Origin of the sequence: Komarekiella delphini-convector SJRDD-AB1 (genome assembly GCF_014831675.1) — a bacterium.
GTDB lineage: Bacteria > Cyanobacteriota > Cyanobacteriia > Cyanobacteriales > Nostocaceae > Komarekiella.
Genome location: NZ_VJXY01000044.1, coordinates 10,805 through 29,049, shown reverse-complemented (window position 1 = coordinate 29,049; position 18,245 = coordinate 10,805). Strand labels below are relative to the sequence as shown.

The 18,245-nt window shown below is 40.7% G+C and carries 14 protein-coding genes; all 14 read left to right on the top strand.

The window, feature by feature from the left end; all coding sequences use genetic code 11:
• Positions 1 to 309: 309 nt before the first annotated feature.
• The 14 genes from FNW02_RS28400 (at position 310) to FNW02_RS28335 (ending at position 17,886) form a co-directional block, all read left to right on the top strand.
• Positions 310 to 2,163, top strand: coding sequence for a fatty acyl-AMP ligase (locus tag FNW02_RS28400; protein WP_191760814.1), 1,854 nt, complete (start codon positions 310 to 312; stop codon positions 2,161 to 2,163).
• Between the two features lie 34 nt (positions 2,164 to 2,197).
• Positions 2,198 to 2,836: a fatty acid desaturase gene (locus FNW02_RS28395; protein WP_191760813.1), complete on the top strand. Its 639-nt coding sequence runs from the start codon at positions 2,198 to 2,200 to the stop codon at positions 2,834 to 2,836.
• An 83-nt stretch (positions 2,837 to 2,919) separates the two neighbouring features.
• Positions 2,920 to 3,225, top strand: coding sequence for an acyl carrier protein (locus tag FNW02_RS28390; RefSeq protein ID WP_225225958.1), 306 nt, complete (start codon positions 2,920 to 2,922; stop codon positions 3,223 to 3,225).
• 77 nt (positions 3,226 to 3,302) lie between these two features.
• The gene (locus FNW02_RS28385) at positions 3,303 to 4,724 is read left to right on the top strand and encodes a hypothetical protein (protein WP_191760811.1); all 1,422 of its coding nucleotides are present in this window, start codon (positions 3,303 to 3,305) and stop codon (positions 4,722 to 4,724) included.
• 199 nt (positions 4,725 to 4,923) lie between these two features.
• The gene (locus FNW02_RS28380) at positions 4,924 to 7,518 is read left to right on the top strand and encodes a type I polyketide synthase (RefSeq protein ID WP_191760810.1); all 2,595 of its coding nucleotides are present in this window, start codon (positions 4,924 to 4,926) and stop codon (positions 7,516 to 7,518) included.
• Between the two features lie 6 nt (positions 7,519 to 7,524).
• A complete protein-coding gene (locus FNW02_RS28375; protein ID WP_191760809.1) occupies positions 7,525 to 7,833 on the top strand; it encodes an acyl carrier protein in 309 nt (102 codons plus the stop codon).
• Between the two features lie 65 nt (positions 7,834 to 7,898).
• On the top strand, positions 7,899 to 9,764 hold the full coding sequence (locus FNW02_RS28370; protein WP_191760808.1) for a TubC N-terminal docking domain-related protein: 1,866 nt from the start codon (positions 7,899 to 7,901) through the stop codon (positions 9,762 to 9,764).
• A gap of 9 nt (positions 9,765 to 9,773) precedes the next feature.
• The gene (locus FNW02_RS28365) at positions 9,774 to 10,640 is read left to right on the top strand and encodes an SDR family NAD(P)-dependent oxidoreductase (RefSeq protein ID WP_191760807.1); all 867 of its coding nucleotides are present in this window, start codon (positions 9,774 to 9,776) and stop codon (positions 10,638 to 10,640) included.
• A gap of 56 nt (positions 10,641 to 10,696) precedes the next feature.
• Complete coding sequence (locus FNW02_RS28360; RefSeq protein ID WP_225225957.1) at positions 10,697 to 11,854, top strand: MGDG synthase family glycosyltransferase; 1,158 nt, start codon at positions 10,697 to 10,699, stop codon at positions 11,852 to 11,854.
• A gap of 108 nt (positions 11,855 to 11,962) precedes the next feature.
• Positions 11,963 to 12,796 carry an SDR family NAD(P)-dependent oxidoreductase gene (locus FNW02_RS28355; protein WP_191760806.1) on the top strand — a complete coding sequence of 278 codons (834 nt, stop codon included), beginning with the start codon at positions 11,963 to 11,965 and terminating at the stop codon, positions 12,794 to 12,796.
• Positions 12,797 to 12,853: 57 nt separating this feature from the next.
• On the top strand, positions 12,854 to 14,392 hold the full coding sequence (locus tag FNW02_RS28350) for a GMC oxidoreductase (RefSeq protein ID WP_191760805.1): 1,539 nt from the start codon (positions 12,854 to 12,856) through the stop codon (positions 14,390 to 14,392).
• A 159-nt stretch (positions 14,393 to 14,551) separates the two neighbouring features.
• The gene (gene glf, locus FNW02_RS28345; RefSeq protein WP_191760804.1) at positions 14,552 to 15,682 is read left to right on the top strand and encodes a UDP-galactopyranose mutase; all 1,131 of its coding nucleotides are present in this window, start codon (positions 14,552 to 14,554) and stop codon (positions 15,680 to 15,682) included.
• A 236-nt stretch (positions 15,683 to 15,918) separates the two neighbouring features.
• Positions 15,919 to 16,605, top strand: coding sequence for a class I SAM-dependent methyltransferase (locus tag FNW02_RS28340; RefSeq protein WP_225225956.1), 687 nt, complete (start codon positions 15,919 to 15,921; stop codon positions 16,603 to 16,605).
• Positions 16,606 to 16,635: 30 nt separating this feature from the next.
• Positions 16,636 to 17,886, top strand: a complete 1,251-nt coding sequence (locus tag FNW02_RS28335) for a glycosyltransferase (protein ID WP_191760802.1) — start codon at positions 16,636 to 16,638, stop codon at positions 17,884 to 17,886.
• Positions 17,887 to 18,245 lie beyond the last annotated feature (359 nt).

The window sequence follows — 18,245 nt, the reverse complement described above, 5'->3', positions numbered from 1 at the left end:
CAATACCCAATATTTTGATATTTACAAGTAGCAGAATTGATGTAGTTAAAACCTTATAGGAATATCAATCTATTTTCAAGGCTGCAAATTATCATTATTCCGGCTATAGATATGTAATTTAGCGGTTTGCTTAGATAGTACCTGACTAAGTATTGCCTACTAAGTCACAATTTGTAAGTAGTATATCAAATTCAAACAATAGATCGAGATAGGGTATCTAGTTTCGAGATAGTTGCATTGCTTTGTCATCAGACTAGGTAGGCAACTCCATCTTGTAGGGATAACTGTAATGCCATAGAGGTGCATTAGATGAGTACTTATTCCAATTTGATCAACGAGTACCATTTCTCAACATTAGTTGAATTACTGAGTTACAGAGCACAAAATCAACCGGAACAGAAAGCTTATACTTTTTTGCACTATAGAGACACAGAAGCAGAATCGCTGACTTATCAAGAGTTACATATCCAGGCGCAGGCGATCGCAGCCACTCTTCAGTCTCTAAATGTCTCTGGTGAACGTGCCTTACTCCTTTATCAGCCTGGTCTAGATTATATTGCTGCCTTCTTTGGATGTTTATATGCCGGTGTTGTCGCTGTTCCTGCTTACCCACCCAGACGAAATCAAAAACTGTCTAGGTTGCAGACTATAGCCGCAGATGCTCAAGCAAAGGTACTCCTGACTTCTACGACATTGTTGAACAACCTCCAGTCTGCCTCCAGTCAAGGAAGTCTAGAACTGGCTGGATTGCATTGGTTGGCGACAGATGAGTTGAACACTGATTTGAGCAATGCATGGCAACAACCAGAGTTAAATAGCGAGAGCTTAGCTTTCCTCCAGTACACCTCTGGTTCTACGGGTAATCCCAAGGGCGTCATGGTGAGTCATGGCAACCTGATGCACAACTCAGATGTGATCCACAGATGTTTTGGACATACACCCGATAGCCAAGGCGTGATTTGGCTACCTCCATACCACGATATGGGATTGATTGGCGGCATACTTCAACCTCTATATGGTGGTTTTTCTGTAGCACTGATATCGCCTGCGGACTTTTTACAAAAGCCTATCCGCTGGCTGGAAGCTATAACGCGCCATAAAGGTACTACTAGCGGTGGGCCAAATTTTGCTTACGACTTATGTACACGCAAAGTTACACCCGAACAACTGGCAAATCTAGACCTCAGCAGTTGGGAGGTTGCTTTTACTGGAGCTGAAACTGTCCGTGCCGAGACATTGGAACAGTTTGCCTCTACTTTTGCGCCTTGTGGCTTTCGTAAAGAAGCATTCTACCCCTGCTACGGCATGGCAGAAACAACTCTTCTGGTAACTGGGGGTGAAAAAACAGCTCTACCAATCGCCTGCAATATAGACAAAGCAGCACTAGAGCAAAACCGAATTGTCAAGGTTAACAATGCTCAGACAGATACCCAGACAATTATTGGTTGTGGACAAAGTTATCCAGAGCAAAAGGTAATTATTGTCAACCCCGAATCTTTAACCCTCTGTACTCCTGAGCAAGTCGGGGAAATCTGGGTAGCTGGGCCAAGTATTGCTCAAGGTTACTGGAATCGAGATGAGGAGACACAGACAGCCTTCCGTGCATATCTAGCAGATACAGATATTAGCGATCGCTCAGCGTCAGGCCCATTTCTTCGCACCGGCGATCTCGGATTTTTACAAGATGGGGAACTGTTTATTACAGGACGCATCAAAGATGTAATTATAATTCGTGGGCAAAATCATTATCCCCAAGATATTGAACTGAGTGTTGAGAATAGCCATCCAGCCCTGAGACGCGGTTGTGGAGCCGCATTTTCCATTGATTTCAAGGGTTTAGAGCGACTAGTTGTTGTTCAGGAAGTAGAGCGCAGTTACTTGCGAAAGTTAAACGTCCCAGAAGTGATCGCAAGTATTAGAGAAGCAGTAGTAGCAAATCACGGGCTGGAGGTTTGCGCTACAGTACTCGTCAAGAGTGGAAGTATTCCTAAAACTTCCAGTGGTAAGATTCGCCGTCTAGCTTGTCGAACTGTGTTTCTCTCTGGAAGTTTAGATGTTGTAGAGGATTGGAGCGAGAATCCTCAAAATAAATCTAAGTTTATGAATCTGCAAGCTGATGTCGATTCTATTTTAGAACAACTCACAGCTGGTAAACAGATATGAATAAGAATCACACTATCCAAGAACAGACTAACTAATGTCAACACAGCCAGATAACATCTCTCAAGAGAAGCTTCTTTTGAGAGTGCATCAAGGGCAGAAGATCACAATCGCAAGTGATTACCTACAAACTATTTACAGGCGGTTAGCCTTAGCTACATTCTTGATTCCTTGTTTAAAAACTGTAGTAGCAATTGGATTACTTTGGTATTTAAAGATTCCCAAAGACCTACTTCAAGATCCTGTAATTAGTAAAGTTAACCAACTACACTACATTTGGGTAATTTTAGGTCTTATTATCCCCACTCTTCTAGGAGGGATATTGACATGGACATGGATAGGTAGTTTTCAAGGTTTCTTATGGGGAGGGCTGGTTAGAGTTTTCCTCGGACAGCAAATTATTTCAAGTACCAACTCGATTTGCCATCTCTATGGCGATCGCCCCTTTGATAGTCATGACCACAGTACAAACAACATATTGTTGGCTATCTTCAGTTGCGGACAGTCGTGGCACAACAACCATCATGCTTTTCCTAACTCAGCCATTGCTGGATTTGAGTGGTGGCAAATTGACCCAGGTACTTGGTTTATCCGTTTTCTAGAGTTTTTTGGCCTGATCTGGAATGTCAATATTCCTACAGCAAAGATGATTGAGGCAAAAAAGTTACGTAGCTGAACCTGCGGCAATTCTATTGCAGGAAGCATACATATTCATTAATACTTGCGAAGGATTAAACGATGGAAATGCAGAATCTAGAAATGAGCACCATAAGTCCGGTTTTGGAGACTAGCAAAGTTGATACATTCAAGCCAATACCAACAGCATCAGAAATTCAGGCTTGGATAGTTTCCTATGTAGCTAACTTGCTGGAAGTAGATTCAGACGAAATCGACGTTACGATCCCATTTGACCGTTATGGTTTAGATTCCTCAGCAGCAGTTGGTTTGACCGGCGACCTAGAAGACTGGCTAGGAAGAGAAATTGATCCAACCCTCATGTATGATTACCCAACTGTTCAGGCTTTGGTTCAGCATTTAAGCTCGCAGTTAAAAACTAAAAGTTAATCTTAATATTCTTGGTGCTAAAGCTCAAGAAAAGTAAAAAATTTCAGTATTTTCAGTGACTCTTTCAGGATAAAATTATGATCCTTGGAAACAAAACTCTAGATTCCCAAATTTCAGCTTCAACGTTGTCAGAAGCACAGGGAACAAAGCATTCTATAATCATCGAAAAAACTTTTCAGAACAACACAAACTCAGACTACACCGAGAAACTCAGAGACTTAGGTAATGAGTTTAACTACGCTAGTAACAGTAATTATTATTGGAGTCCTCCCGAACTCTCACTCCTTTATGGAACGCCTCTCTACGATGCCATTTCTCCCTCACAGAAACTAGCGCTTAATCATCTTTATTGGGTTGGCAACTATAACCATACTGCGGTTAGCGAAGCCACTACAAGCATTTACAACATGGTAACATCTGGCGTTTTTCGCGCCTTTGGTGGTTACGAAACCCTGTGTAACGAACTCGATTTTGAAACTGATCAAGAAAGTTACCACATTCGTACCTTTCAAAAGATTGGTTACAAAACGAAAATGGCCATAGTTGGTAAAACCATATTGGGAAATTCCCTTTATGGCAAATCAGATAAAGAGAGTAATAGCTGGCTTAGACCCTTAATTCCCCATCCTGTGCGAGAGTTTTTCACCTCATCAGGTCATGGTGATTCAACATTTTCGGAATACCGAGACAATGCCTTAAATGCGATCGCTAAGACGATGCTTAGTGATAAAAAACAGTATTACTCTAAGTATTTGCAAGAGTTAGAACAAAGAGGCGAGCCGATCCCCGCACCAGCAGATGGTCTAGGAGGGCGAATCGCACCACGTCATTGGTTACGGTTTTTCACTGTTCACTGGGGAATGTCGCCGTTTATGGCGTGTCAGTATTATTCTCTGCGTTATACGGCTAATGCGATTCTCAAAAACCAAGAATATCCTTATGTCAGATATTTCCGAGAGTTAGAGCAAAAAGGCGAGTATATCCCCACCCCAACAGCTGTCTCTTACTACCACTTATTAGACGAAGCTTTTCATACCACGATTTCCCAAACTATCGCCAAAGATATGTATAAGGATTTCCCGAAGCCAACTGCTTACGAGAAATTTGTATCTGGTTTAGCGATTTATATGGCGCAACGCAACCTTTTGAGCGGTCTTTCTGGAGTGTTACCCGGTCGCTGCGTCTACGATGACCCCATGCTAATGGTCTTTTACTACAAACTCTTGAAATCGCCTCTATTTGGCATGGAAACCAAAGAAGCCCTCGATTGGATGGAAAAGTGCTTCTGTCAAGAACACGAAGGCTATCACGTCGGACTCAAATATCATCAAAGTCTCCTGGAATTGATGCAAAGACTATTTAGTCGCCTAGATTATCAATGGAAAATAAACCGCGAAATGGGTATTATGGCTGCCGGAGGCTCAATCAGCAAAGCACTCCAAAAAAATACTAAGACCTTTAAAGAGTTCTCCCAATCGGTCATCGAGCAGGAGAGCTAGAGTACAACTTTCATGGCTAGACTGGCGAGTTCATATCTCGCTAGTGGTTTGTTGTAAAAGTTTTGAGAGGTTTGTAGTAAGCACTTTAGTGCTTAAAAAATCAACGACTAAAGTCCTTACTACAAACATGTATGACTATCAAAATTAATGCGATAGACCACTAGTCAGCATTGATCAATACTATTGGGCAAACAATTTAATGGAACCCATAGCAATTATTGGCATTGGTTGCCGTTTTCCCAAAGCGAACAATCCCGAATCTTTCTGGAAGTTATTGCGTAATGGTAGTGATGCGATCGCGCAAGTACCAAAAGAGCGCTGGGATATTGATGCCTTCTACGATCCTAATCCCAACACCCCAGGAAAAATGAGCACCCGTTGGGGTGGTTTTCTAGAGCAGGTGGATTTGTTCGACGCTGACTTTTTTGGAATTTCTCCAGATGAAGTCGAGCATACAGACCCCCAACAAAGACTATTTTTAGAGGTAGCTTGGGAAGCTCTAGAAAATGCAGGCATAGTACCGACTAGTCTAGCTAGCAGTCAGACAGGAGTATTTATCGGTCTATGTACTATCGATTATCATCGGCTTCTTTATAAAAACTTCTCTTGTATCGGATTACATAGTGGCACGGGAACAACTCCCTGCATTACAGCCAATCGCTTATCCTATTTGCTAGATTTGCGTGGCCCGAGTATGGCAATAGATACTGCTTGCTCCTCGTCTCTGGTTACAGTCCATTTAGCCTGCCAGAGTTTACGAAACAGAGAATCGGATTTGTGCCTAGCTGGTGGAGTAAACTTAATTTTATCGCCGGATTCGACCATCTCTTCATCTCAGACGCGCCTGCTGTCATCTGCTGGTCAGTGTAAGTCTTTTGATGCCAGCGCTGATGGTTACGTCAGGGGAGAAGGCTGTGGCATAGTCGTGCTCAAGCGCCTCAGTGATGCTGTGAGAGACAAAGACAACATTCTCGCACTCATCAGAGGTTCAGCAGTTAACCAAGATGGGCTGAGCAATAGTCTTACTGCACCTAATGGACTCGCTCAACAGGCGGTAATTCGTCAAGCCTTAGAAAATGGCAAAGTGCAACCGGCAGAGATTAGCTACATTGACGCTCACGCCGTTGGCACATCCATCGGAGACGCGATCGAGTTTAAAGCTTTAAAAGCCGCACTCATGGAGGGCCGCGAGCCAGATAGACCCTGTTGGATTGGTTCAGTCAAGACAAATATTGGTCATTTGGAAGCTGCTGCCGGGATTTCTGCTTTGATCAAAGTAGTCCTTTCGTTGCAACACGAAGAAATCCCTCCTCACCTGCATTTGAAGCAGCTTAATCCCTATATTTCTCTGGAAAATACCTCATTTTCAATTCCAACGGAGCTTCAGAAATGGTATCGTGGCAAACAGAGTCGTTTGGCTGGTGTAAGTGCGTTTGGTTTCGGAGGCACCAATGCTCACGTCATCTTAGAAGAAGCACCAATATCAGCGCCAGTGCCCGTAGATGTTCAATGTCGGGGCCATTTAGTCGCACTCTCAGCAAAAAGTGATTTGGCTCTGCGAGAACTGGCACAAAGGTATCAAGACTTTTTAGCATCTAATCCTGATGTATCCCTGGCAGATGTCTGTTTTAGTGCCAATACAGGACGGACACATTTTGAGCATCGTCTTTGTATCGTGGCTGAATCCGTCGTGCAGTTACGCCAGCAGTTAAATGCTTTTATCGCTCAAAAGGAAACTGCTGGATTGTTAAAGGGTAAGGTAAAGGGCAGAAAGCGCCCAAAAATTGCCTTCTTCTTTCTTGGTGAGGGGATAGAATCTCGCTCTACGGGATGGGAACTCTATAAGACTCAGCCCACTTTTCGTAGAGCTATTGACCGCTGCGCCCAAATTCTCCAACCTGACTTAGAAAAGTCTCTCCTTGAGATTCTGTATCCAGCCAGCAAAGAGAGTTCTGTGTTAGATCAAGCTGCTCTCTTTGCTATAGAGTATGCCCTGGCCGAATTATGGCAATCTTGGGGCATCAAACCCAAAGTAGTTATGGGTTATGGCGTAGGAGAATATGTTGCTGCTTGCGTAGCTGGCGTGTTTGCTCTCGAAGATGCTCTAAAGCTGGTTACACAACGAAGTCGTTTAATGCAAGCTTCTTTGGAGCCGGAAAAGATGGTTGAGGCTTTTGCAGAAATCGCCAAAGAAGTTAACTACTCTCAACCACAAATTTCCCTAATTTCTAGTCTTCCTCGAGAACTAACTACAAAGGAAATAGCTACTGCTGAATATTGGTGTTGTCATTTGCAGCAACCAGGGAAATTGACTGCTGGTATAGAGACTTTAGCAGGTGATCACGTATTTTTGGCGATCGCCTCAAAATTAACTTCCATACCAGAGGAAGTAGGAGTTTGCTTATCTAGCTTGCATCAAGGACAAGAGGATTGGCTGGAAATACTCCACAGTTTGGGAGAATTATTTATTCATGGAGCAGTAATAGACTGGTCTAGCTTTCACCGAGATTATCCCCGTAGTCGTCTCCAACTGCCAACTTATCCTTTTCAGCGACAGCGTTACTGGTTTAAAACGACTGAAAATGTACACCAAGAAATAACCACGTTAGAACACAATAGTCAAGCCGATGCTAACTTTCTTCACTCAGGAGAAACCCAACAGATAGCTCAGCTGTTAAGGGAGACAGGTAATTTCTCAGAAGCCCAAATGAAATTAGTGCCGGAATTATTAGAAGTATTAGCTCAACAAATACAGCTAATAAATGGAACATCCGTTGAAAAATCAAGGGAGTAAATATTAATGGAAGAACAAACTTTGAATCAACAAATCAGTACTAAATTGATGACAGCAGAAGATATGCAAGATTGGCTAACTTGTCAAATTGCTGAACAGATAGGAACTGATGCTGATGAAATCGATACCCGAGCACCTTTCGATAGTTACGGTTTAGATTCAGTACAGACAATGAACATTGCTAACCTAGGAAAACAACATTTTGGATTACAGTTATCTCCACTCATCATGTGGAATTATCCCAATATTGAATCATTATCCCAATATTTAGCTGAAGAATTAAAAGCTTCAGAATTAGAAATGTTTGAAATTTGAAAATTTTAGCAATTTTGAAATAATTTACCGCACTGTAAAAATTATTTTTGAATTTTGAGTTGATTATGAACGTATCAGAACTTTTGACAAATCTTACTCAGCAGGGTGTTCAGTTGTGGGCTGATAATGACAAGCTCAGGGTTAATTCTCCTAAGGGAATTCTGACACCACAACTTCAAGCAGATATAACCGCACGTAAAACAGAAATTCTCTCGTTTCTGCGTGAAAATAATGATGATTGCGACACTTTCATCCCTGATGGGCCGGGACTTAGCCTCCAGACAATTGGTCGTTTACTTGGTGGATTTTGCCAGACATCGCCTATACAATTCAAGTCGCCGATTATCGACCCCAATGTGATGGCGAAACAAATCAAAGTCACTTTTAGACCATTGCCAAAAGGTTTTAAAAACGAAATTATCTCCAAGTTTAGAGAAGAATTAGAACTTAAGCTTCAGAACTATGGAGTGCAAATTGTCTCTTGGGAAGACGCAACAAGAGAGTTTAACTATGAAATTGATATTCCTCTAACTAAATGGAAAAAAACTCTTAAAATGAGGTTTGTTAAAGCTGATATTAATGGCGTCATTGATGTTGAAAGACCTGTGTATTTAAAAGACAAATTTAAAAGCTTTGTAGCAGAAAATTTTTATCAACTTTATTGTCATTTTATTTTAAAAAATCGCAAAATGTCGGTTTCAACAATTGCTAAGTTAATTGGTTGGGCTGAAGACCATGCAATGCAACGTCTTGAAGACCCGACATCTACCTTGGTAATTTTAATTGCAGAACTAGATCAGAATTTTGTTGACTCACAAGTTCCATATCAACAAAAAATAGCCATTGGTGTAAATACTCTGGTAAAGACGTTTTCAGAGATTGTTATTGGCGTATCTGATAGCAATATTTCTATTTTAAATATGAATCTTTCCGATTCCCTCTTTTCTAGAGAAAAATTTGATAACTTTGTTTTTAAATCCTTAATTCCTAAAATTTATGTTCCGATCGCACCTTTACCAATGAGCCGATTTGAAGTAGGTAAATACGATCCTCAAGAATCTATTTATGCTGCTAAATTGGTAAAATTGAGTGAAGAATTAGCAGCAACAGGTTTATTTCCTTCTGGGTTTAAGCTAGGTGAAATTATTAAAAGGAAATCTCATAAAGATATTGTTGACTCGATTGTTAACGGCAGAACAGGTGTTTCTTACGGTTTTGTTGCTTATGCAGAAGCACCGCAATATGTAGGCGATCGCGAAATATCTGAGAATGAGTGGGAAAATTTATTAGCTGTAGAAGGATTCAGTAATAAGGAAGTTCGTCAAAATGATACAGGTAGGCGATATGTAAAAACAAAAATAGGAAATCAATACTTTTATAAGCAAATTCCTGATATCTGGCTAGTAAGTTCTCGTTCCGGCTCAAATAAAACAGATTTAAGCCTTGAGCGCGATATTCTCAGAATTGGTTTAAAAAACAAATTATGTCTGCAAATACCGGAAGGAATCGATCCAACAGTAGTAGATATTAAACCTTCTTACGATCTCTACGTTTTGGTTGGGATTGCTCTTGCAGCAGCCTTATACACACCTGAACTAATTAAAAACGGCGCACCAATGATTCATTTTCATGGATATCCTTCAAGGGAGTGGTTGCAGCCAAACGAGTATTGCACTGGAGTTGATAATCCTTCAGTACCTTGTGGAACTTATGAATCAGGAGTTTTCAACTTTCTCGGCATTCATACCTTAGCAAGCAAAAATGACAACATTACTTTAGCTAGCTTGCTCGAACCAGATCACGGCACAAATATCATCACTAGTGATTTGGAGTATCTATTAGCCAGATTAGAAACCGGAATTAAACAAGAACAAATTGAATTAGGTGGAAAACATTTTGCTTCTTTTACCGAAAACCTAGCTAATAACTAATAACTGAATATGACAACCATAGCAGGTAAGACAGTAGTTTTAACGGGAGCTTCACGGGGTATCGGTGTATTTATTGCTCGTGCGCTGGCGAAAAAACAAGCAACCATAATTGGCATTTCGCGATCGCAAGAGGGGCTAGATAAAATATGTGCGGAAGTTGATGCTTTAGGCGGTAAAGCCATAGGTATTTGCTTTGATATTAGCAATGTGGAAGAACTCCCAATCTTGCTACAAAAAATTGAGCGGCTTACCGGTTCGGTTGACATTTTAGTTAACAATGCTGGCATAGAAATCTATCGAGCCTTCCCAGATTATTCCCTTGCAGATCTTCAGTCAGTTTTGTTAGTTAATTTACTTGCTGCTATGGAGTTAACTCGCTTGGTATTACCGAGCATGTTAAATCAGACTAGCGGTCATATTGTTAATATGTCCTCTCTAGCTAGCAAAAAGGGACATCCTTACGACAGTATTTATTCTGCAAGTAAAGCTGGTTTACTCATGTGGTCTGATGCTGTTAGACAAGAGTTAGCTGGTACTGGCGTAAGAATTTCCTCAATCTGTCCAGGATATGTTTCTCAACAGGGAATGCTCGCTGATACTGGCGTCCCTGTACCAAGTGTTGGAGGTGTGTCTACACCAGCAGATGTGGCGAGAGCAGTAGTCAGAGCAATAGAGCAAAATCAAGCAGAAGTAATGGTTAATGGCAATCCCATTACAGAAAATCTGACAAAGCTGTTATTTGCAGTTGAACAATTTTTTCCTCGATTTGGAGATGTAGTTAATCAGTGGATTGGCATACCGAAGCTAAATAAAATGCGGATAGAAAATCAGATCCGCGCCGAAAATTCTCGGAAAAAATCGAGTTTAGTTAAATAAATAAGTATTCAGAATAAAAAACAATTACCAGGTAGAAATAGAGGAGATGAAATTAGATGAAAAAAGTATATTTCATGATCTACGATATGGGCGCAGGCCATCGGAGCACTGCCAATGCTTTAATAGAAGTTATTAAAAAGCGAAACTTACCTTGGGAAGTTCAAGTAGTCGAAGTTTTTAAAGAAATATTTGGAACAACTCAGCCCCAGTACATATATAACAATTTTGTACTGAAAAAAAAGTGGGCAAAAATTATTAACGATCCCTTGTCAGTTCCTTTGTTCAAGTTACAAATTCGCTTCCGTCATTCTGCTTGGCGAAACCTTTTAAGAAAATATTGGCGCGAGCATCAACCCGATTTAGTGGTTTCATTGCTTCCACTAGTAAACCGAGTGCTTTACGAAAGCTTACAGGCGGAACTACCAGGCATTCCCTTTGTTACTTCAATCACGGATTTTGCTGATTGTCCTCCTAACTTCTGGATAGAAGCCCAAAAGCAATTTCTCATCTGTCCTTCCCAACAAACAGTTAAGCAGGCGCAATCTTGCGATTATCCAGATGAAAGAATTTTTCGGACTTCAGGTATAGTAATTCATCCTCGATTTTATGAGCCTGTGAGTGGCGTAGTCCGCCAAATTGAAAGACAACGTTTGGGACTAAAGCCAGATTTACCCACTGGCTTAGTTATATTTGGCAGTCATGGCTCAAAAGAAATGCTCGAAATTGCCCAGCATTTGGAGCAGTCATCACTAAATCTGCAACTCATATTTATCTGCGGACGCAATGAAGAACTAGCCAGAGATTTGCGAAATAGTCAAAGTCGTTTACCGAGATTTGTTGAAGGTTTTACAAATCAAATTCCCTACTACATGCATTTGTCTGATTTTTTCATTGGCAAACCGGGTAGTGTCGGAGTCAGCGAAGCTATAGCGATGAATCTACCAGTAATTACAGAATGCAATAATACCACGACACTATTTCAAGAACGGGCTAGCGCTGACTGGCTCGCAGATAACGGGTTCGGTATTGTAGTTAATAATTTTCGTGATATTAACAAATCTGTCACAGAACTCATCCAGCCAGAAAACTTTGCTCGCTATCAAACTAATGTCAAAGCTTACAACAATCGGGCTGTATTTGAAGTTGTCGAAAATTTGGAAATAATACTCAAAAATTCCAACTTAAAAGCTGCTCAAAAACCACTTACAGTTTGAAGATGGGTCGAGTATATCCCAAATTTTATCGTACAAATTTTTAGAAATATTTTGGAGGAATTTAAAAAGCGATCGCATTCTAATTTTCATATTAAATCAAGGAGAAAGATGAAAAATATAGCAGGTAAAACAGTTGTTTTGACTGGTGCATCCGGTGGAATTGGAGCATTTATTGCTCGTGCTCTAGCAAAAGAACAGGCTACTGTAGTTAGCGTTTCTCGTTCTCCCAAAGGTCTAGATAAAATATGTGCTGAAGTCGAAGCTGCGGGAGGTAAAGGAATAAGTGTTCCATTTGATCTCAGCAAATTGGAAAAATTATCAGTTCTAGCGCAGCAGATTCATCAACTTGCAGGCCCAATCGATATTTTGATTAATAATGCTGCAATAGAAAAATACCGACCTTTCCAGAACTACACCTTAGAAGATTTTCAATCTATATTGACGACCAATCTTCTAGCACCGATGGAGTTAACTCGTTTGCTACTACCGACCATGCTAGAGCGCAATAGCGGTCATATTGTCAATATTGCCTCTTCGGCAGGCAAAAAGGGAGCGCCTTATAACAGCATCTATTCAGCCAGTAAAGCTGGTTTAATAATGTGGTCGGATGCAATACAGCAGGAATTAGCCAATACTAATGTCGGGGTTTCGATAGTTTGTCCTGGATGTACCGATGCCGGAATGTATCATGCTCTTGATATCACAGCGCCCAGTGCAGGTCACGTTGCTCAACCAACAGAAGTGGCAGACGCAGTACTTCAATCTATTAAGCAAAACCAAAAGGAAGTAATACTAGATGGAACTGCTTCCAAAATCTTATTTGCGATTTCACAACTTTCACCACAATTTGGCGATATGGTTTTTCAGCGATTTGGTGTGGTGGAGTTGAACCAAAGTTGTGCAGAAAAGCAAATGCAAGCGGGGAATCTTGTCTACAACTAAATTGCGTCCAAGCTTCTTACTTAGTTAATACGCAACTTATTTGAAAACGCAGCAAAAATGGTTACAGAGCATTACGATGTCATCATTATTGGTACGGGTGCAGGTGGTGGAACTCTAGCAAATGTCCTAGCACCAAGTGGAAAAAAAATTCTGGTTTTAGAACGAGGTACTTTTCTTCTTAAAGAAAAAGCTAATTGGGATTCTAAAGAAGTTATTCAAAAAGACCGCTATCGAACTTCTGAAGTGTGGTACGACAAAAGAGGCAAAGTAATACATCCACTTACACATTATTTCGTTGGTGGTAACACCAAATTTTACGGTAGCGCCCTATATAGATTCCGCGAACGGGACTTTGAAAAAGTCATTCATAAAGATGGTATTTCACCAGAATGGCCCTTAAAGTACCAAGACTTTGCTCCTTACTACACTCAGGCTGAAAGACTTTACGAAGTACATGGTCAGCGCGGTTTTGACCCAACTGAACCGCCAAGCAATGAAGACTATCCCTTTCCACCAATCAGCCACGAGCCATACATTCAACAAATCAACTATGCTCTTAAGGATAAAGGCTTTCATCCTTCTTACCAGCCCCTTGGCATCAAGCTCAATGAAGTCAATCGGTTTTTAAGTGCTTGTATTCGTTGCGATACTTGCGATGGCTTCCCATGTTTAATCAATGCCAAAGCTGACGCTGACGTTAACGGTGTACGTCCAGTAATGGTTTATCCCAATCTGACTTTGCTCACCGAAGCCAAAGTATTGCGCTTACATACCAGTGCGTCGGGTCGGGAGGTTACGAAAGTAGAAGCAGAAATTGCAGGCAACTGCCAGACATTTTCGGGGAATATAGTTGTTGTCGCTTGTGGGGCAATCAACTCAGCAGTATTGTTGCTCAAATCGGCCAATGACCAACATCCAGACGGATTAGCAAATAGTTCTAATCTTGTTGGACGCAATTATATGGCGCATAAGATCGGGGCGATCGTAGTTTTGAATATTAAACCTAATCCTATAATTTATCCTAAAACGCTTGCTATTAATGATTTTTATTGGGGAGAAAAAGATTTTGATTACCCAATGGGACACGTGCAATCCCTTGGCAATATCTCTAAAGAGAGAGCTGCCATTAATGGCCCACCTTTACCCAGCGCAATATATGAGGCAGTGACAAATCGTGCTCTTGGTTGGTTCTTGATGACTGAAGACTTGCCAGATCTCAACAATCGTGTACGTGTTAAAGATCAGAAGATTTTTCTCGACTACACAAATAACAATGAAGAAGCATTTAATCGTTTAATCAAACGCTGGAAGCATGTTTTAAAGTCTATCGAGTCAGATAAAAAAATTGGCTTATCCTCACTTTACATTACGACAAAGATGTCCTTGAAAGACGTTGGGCATCAATGTGGTACTTGTCTTTTTGGTGAAGACTCTAAAACTTCTGTACTTGATATAAATTGCCGCACCCACGATGTTGATAATCTTTACGTTGTTGATGGGAGCTTTTTCCCGTCTAGTGCTGCTTTGAACCCGACGCTAACAATTATGGCGAACGCTTTGCGGGTAGGAGAGCATCTACTTGAAAGACTTAGATAATTAATTCATCGAGCCAATTTGGATGGGCTAATGTATGGGCATCTAATAAGGTAACTACCTTTTTGAAATCGTTAAAATCCAAAACTTTAAACAGTAATATTGCCAAATTTAAGGTTCAAAAATATTGATGCTGTCGAAAAAATAATTGGAGTTAAATAAATGATATTTGATTGGCTGATCATAGGGGCGGGATACTCAGCGTGTGTAATGGCTGAACGAATAGCGACTCAGCTAGGGCAAAGAGTGCTAATTGTCGAACAACGAGATCACATTGGCGGAAACGCTTACGATTACTACAACGAGCATGGCATCTTAGTTCATAAATATGGGCCGCATATCTTTCATACTAAGTCAAAAAAAGTCTGGGATTATCTGTCTGAATTTACAGAATGGAGACACTACTATCATCATGTGCTTGGGGTAGTGGAAGGCAAGAAAGTCCCTATTCCTTTTAATTTAAATTCTCTCTATGCTCTTTTTCCACCAAAATATGCAGAGAAGCTGGAAAATTTACTTTTAGAAAACTTTGGTTTTGGTGTTAAAGTACCTATTTTGAAACTGCGTGAGAGTACTAGCGGGGAACTAACCTTTCTAGCTGATTACATTTATGAAAATGTCTTTCTCCGCTACACCATGAAGCAATGGGGAGTAAAACCAGAAGAACTCGATCGCGGTGTTACAGGACGTGTTCCAGTTTACATTAGTCGGGATAACCGTTACTTTCAAGACCCCTACCAAGCTATGCCCAAGCTTGGTTATACAGAAATGTTCCGTCGGATGTTGGCTCATTCAAATATTAAAGTATTGTTAAACACAGACTACCGCGAGATTATCAACGACGTTAAGTTTAATCGGATACTTTGTACTGGTTCAATTGATACTTTCTTTGATTATATGTATGGAGAATTGCCGTATCGTAGCTTGCGCTTTCAGTTTGAAACTTTAGATCAGGAATCATATCAAGAAGTTGGTACAGTTAATTACCCCAACGACTACGATATTACCCGGATCACTGAGCAGAAGTATTTGTCAGGACAAACTTCTTCTAAAACCACTTTGGTGATGGAATATCCTCAAGCTTATGTTCCAGGAAAAAACGATCCATATTATCCTATTCTCAATGAAGATAATCGCGATCGCCTGAGCTTATACCTCAAAGAAGTAGAGAAACTCAACGGAACTGTACTATTTGCAGGGCGGCTTGGAGATTATAAATACTACGACATGGATCATGCAGTAGCAAGAGCGCTGGGTTTGTTTGAGAAAGACATAGCAAATTCAATCTCATAAAAGTAATGAAGCACAAACAAGCCACCACAATAACGCAACGCCTTGAGTGTACGATTTGCCATTATCGCGTTGATTTAAATGATGAATCTGCATTTGCTACATTCCCTTGTAATGTCAGAGCCTTTATAGACGAAAAGTTCAAGGTGTGGCGATGTCCTGATTGCCAAACGATTCATTGTCTAGATATCGTTGATCTAGATCATTACTACGCAAAATTCCCTCTTTTTGAAGCTAAATTGACATGGATATATCAAATTATCTATGGCAACTTATGCCGTCAGTTGACAAAGCATGGGTTTTCCAAAACTCACTCATTGCTTGATTATGGGTGTGGTGCTAACGGTTTGTTTGTACAATATCTACGACAACGCGGCTTTGCCAATTCCTACGGTTATGATCCTTACGCGCCAGAGGACGGCTTTGGTGATCCTACAACCCTACAGCGCGGGTCATTTGATTACATCTTGAGCCAAGATGTCATCGAACATGTTGAAGATCCTCATGTTTTATTAAGCAAATTAAACAGCCTGCTTTCCCCTGGTGGTTATATTTTAATCGGTACACCCGATGCCGCTAATCTCAACCTCAATCGGCCCGACTTACCCGATGATTATAACTTTGTTCATGTCCCCTACCACCTTCATATATACACACGTGAATCCCTTGAATATTTAGGGCGTTGTCAGGGATGGGAGCCTGTAGATTTCTTTGATCGGAGATTTGACGATACACCCTTGTTTGGCTTCAATGGTCGAGCTATGAGCACGTATGTAAGCCTTTTCGACGGCTCAGTGGACACTGTTTTTGAGCCACTCAAACTCGGAAAAGCTTTGACCTCTTTTAAGTTCCTCTTTTACGCTATTTTCGGCTATTGGCTCAGTTTCCATTCGGGGATGGCTATCATGTTCCGCAAAAGTATGTAATCCAATTTTTAGAGGAAATTATTTGTATATATGGAAACATTGCAATCAACGTTATGTGCAGAAAAAAAGTTTCAGATTAATGTTGTAACCGCATGGTATGGTGGGGCGCATTACGCTATATATCATGCAATACGTGCAATAGTTGAACAGCAAAAATTACCTTGGGAACTCAAGGTTACTGATGTAGATGAATTAGTAGAAAGCCTCACCCAACAACAAAAGATAGTAGATATCTACAAGCTGCTAACTGGATTTACAGGCGGCGAGTTGTATAACCGGATGCTCAAAAGCGGGTGGACATGGCTTTATCCGCTAATCTTGGCTTTAGATAAACTACTTTTTAAACTGAATTACGATGCTGGTGTCGAATTTTTTGCAGAATATTGGCGTCAGCAACAGCCAGATCTGGTGATTTCTTTATTACCTTTGTATAACAAAGGACTATGGGATAGCTTACAGAAAGGCAAACCAGACACGCCTTTAGTAACTGTTTGTGTGGATTTTGCTGATTCACCCCCTGGTTTTTATATCGAACCAGAAACCGGAAATTATATTGTCTGTGCAACTGAAAAAGCAGTCGAGCAAGCTCATTCTTTAGGAGTGCAACCAGAGCGAATTATTAAAACTTCCGGGTTGATTATTCACCCACGTTTTTATCAACCGATTGCAGGCGATGCCTGCGACGGGCTACGCCTACGCCAGACTGAAAGAGAACGTTTAGGTTTAGATCCAAACTGTCTGACAGGGATTGTATTATTTGGTGGTTTTGGCTCGAAGGCAATGCTAGAAATTGCCAAGCGTCTAGAGTGTTTTCAACAAAAACTTCAACTAATATTTATTTGCGGACGCAATGAACAACTAGCTGTAGCTCTACGTGAAAGCCAAGGTACTCAAAAGAGGTTTGTCACTAGCTTTACTCAGGATATTCCTTACTATATGCACCTTGCCGATTTTTTTATTGGTAAACCAGGCCCCGGTTCCATCAGCGAGGCACTGGCGATGAAATTACCAGTAATTGTGCAACGTAATGCTGCTACACTACCACAAGAACGATACAACACCGAATGGATTCAACAGAAAAAGGTTGGTCTGGTAATTAACAGTTTTCGGAATATTGATCAGGCAGTTGAAAAGTTTCTTCAACCAGAGCATTTTGCTCAATATCGTACAAATATTGCCGCTGTGAATAATCAAGCCGTGTTTGAAATTCCTGAGATTTTGCAGAATATTCTCACCACTAACGCTCAAACAAAAGCAACAGAATTACTCCAACAGAGGTAGTGACGGCGATAAATTGAGTTACTCCAAGTATTAATGGAAAGAAAATTTTAGTTTTAGAGTAAGAGACTTTTCTTCATCAATAAAAAGCCATGTGTTAAAAGCTCGCTGTGGTTCGAGCGCTGCGATTGTTTGAGAAAGAAATAGCCAATATAAATTAAAAAAATCACATTTGCTAAACAACACCCCGAAAAGAAGACTAATGAAAGCATTCTCATCGCGATCGCATCCCAACAAAAAGTTTCAGATTAATGTTGTAACCGCATGGTATGGTGGGGCGCATTACGCTATATATCATGCAATACGTGCAATAGTTGAACAGCAAAAATTACCTTGGGAACTCAAGGTTACTGATGTAGATG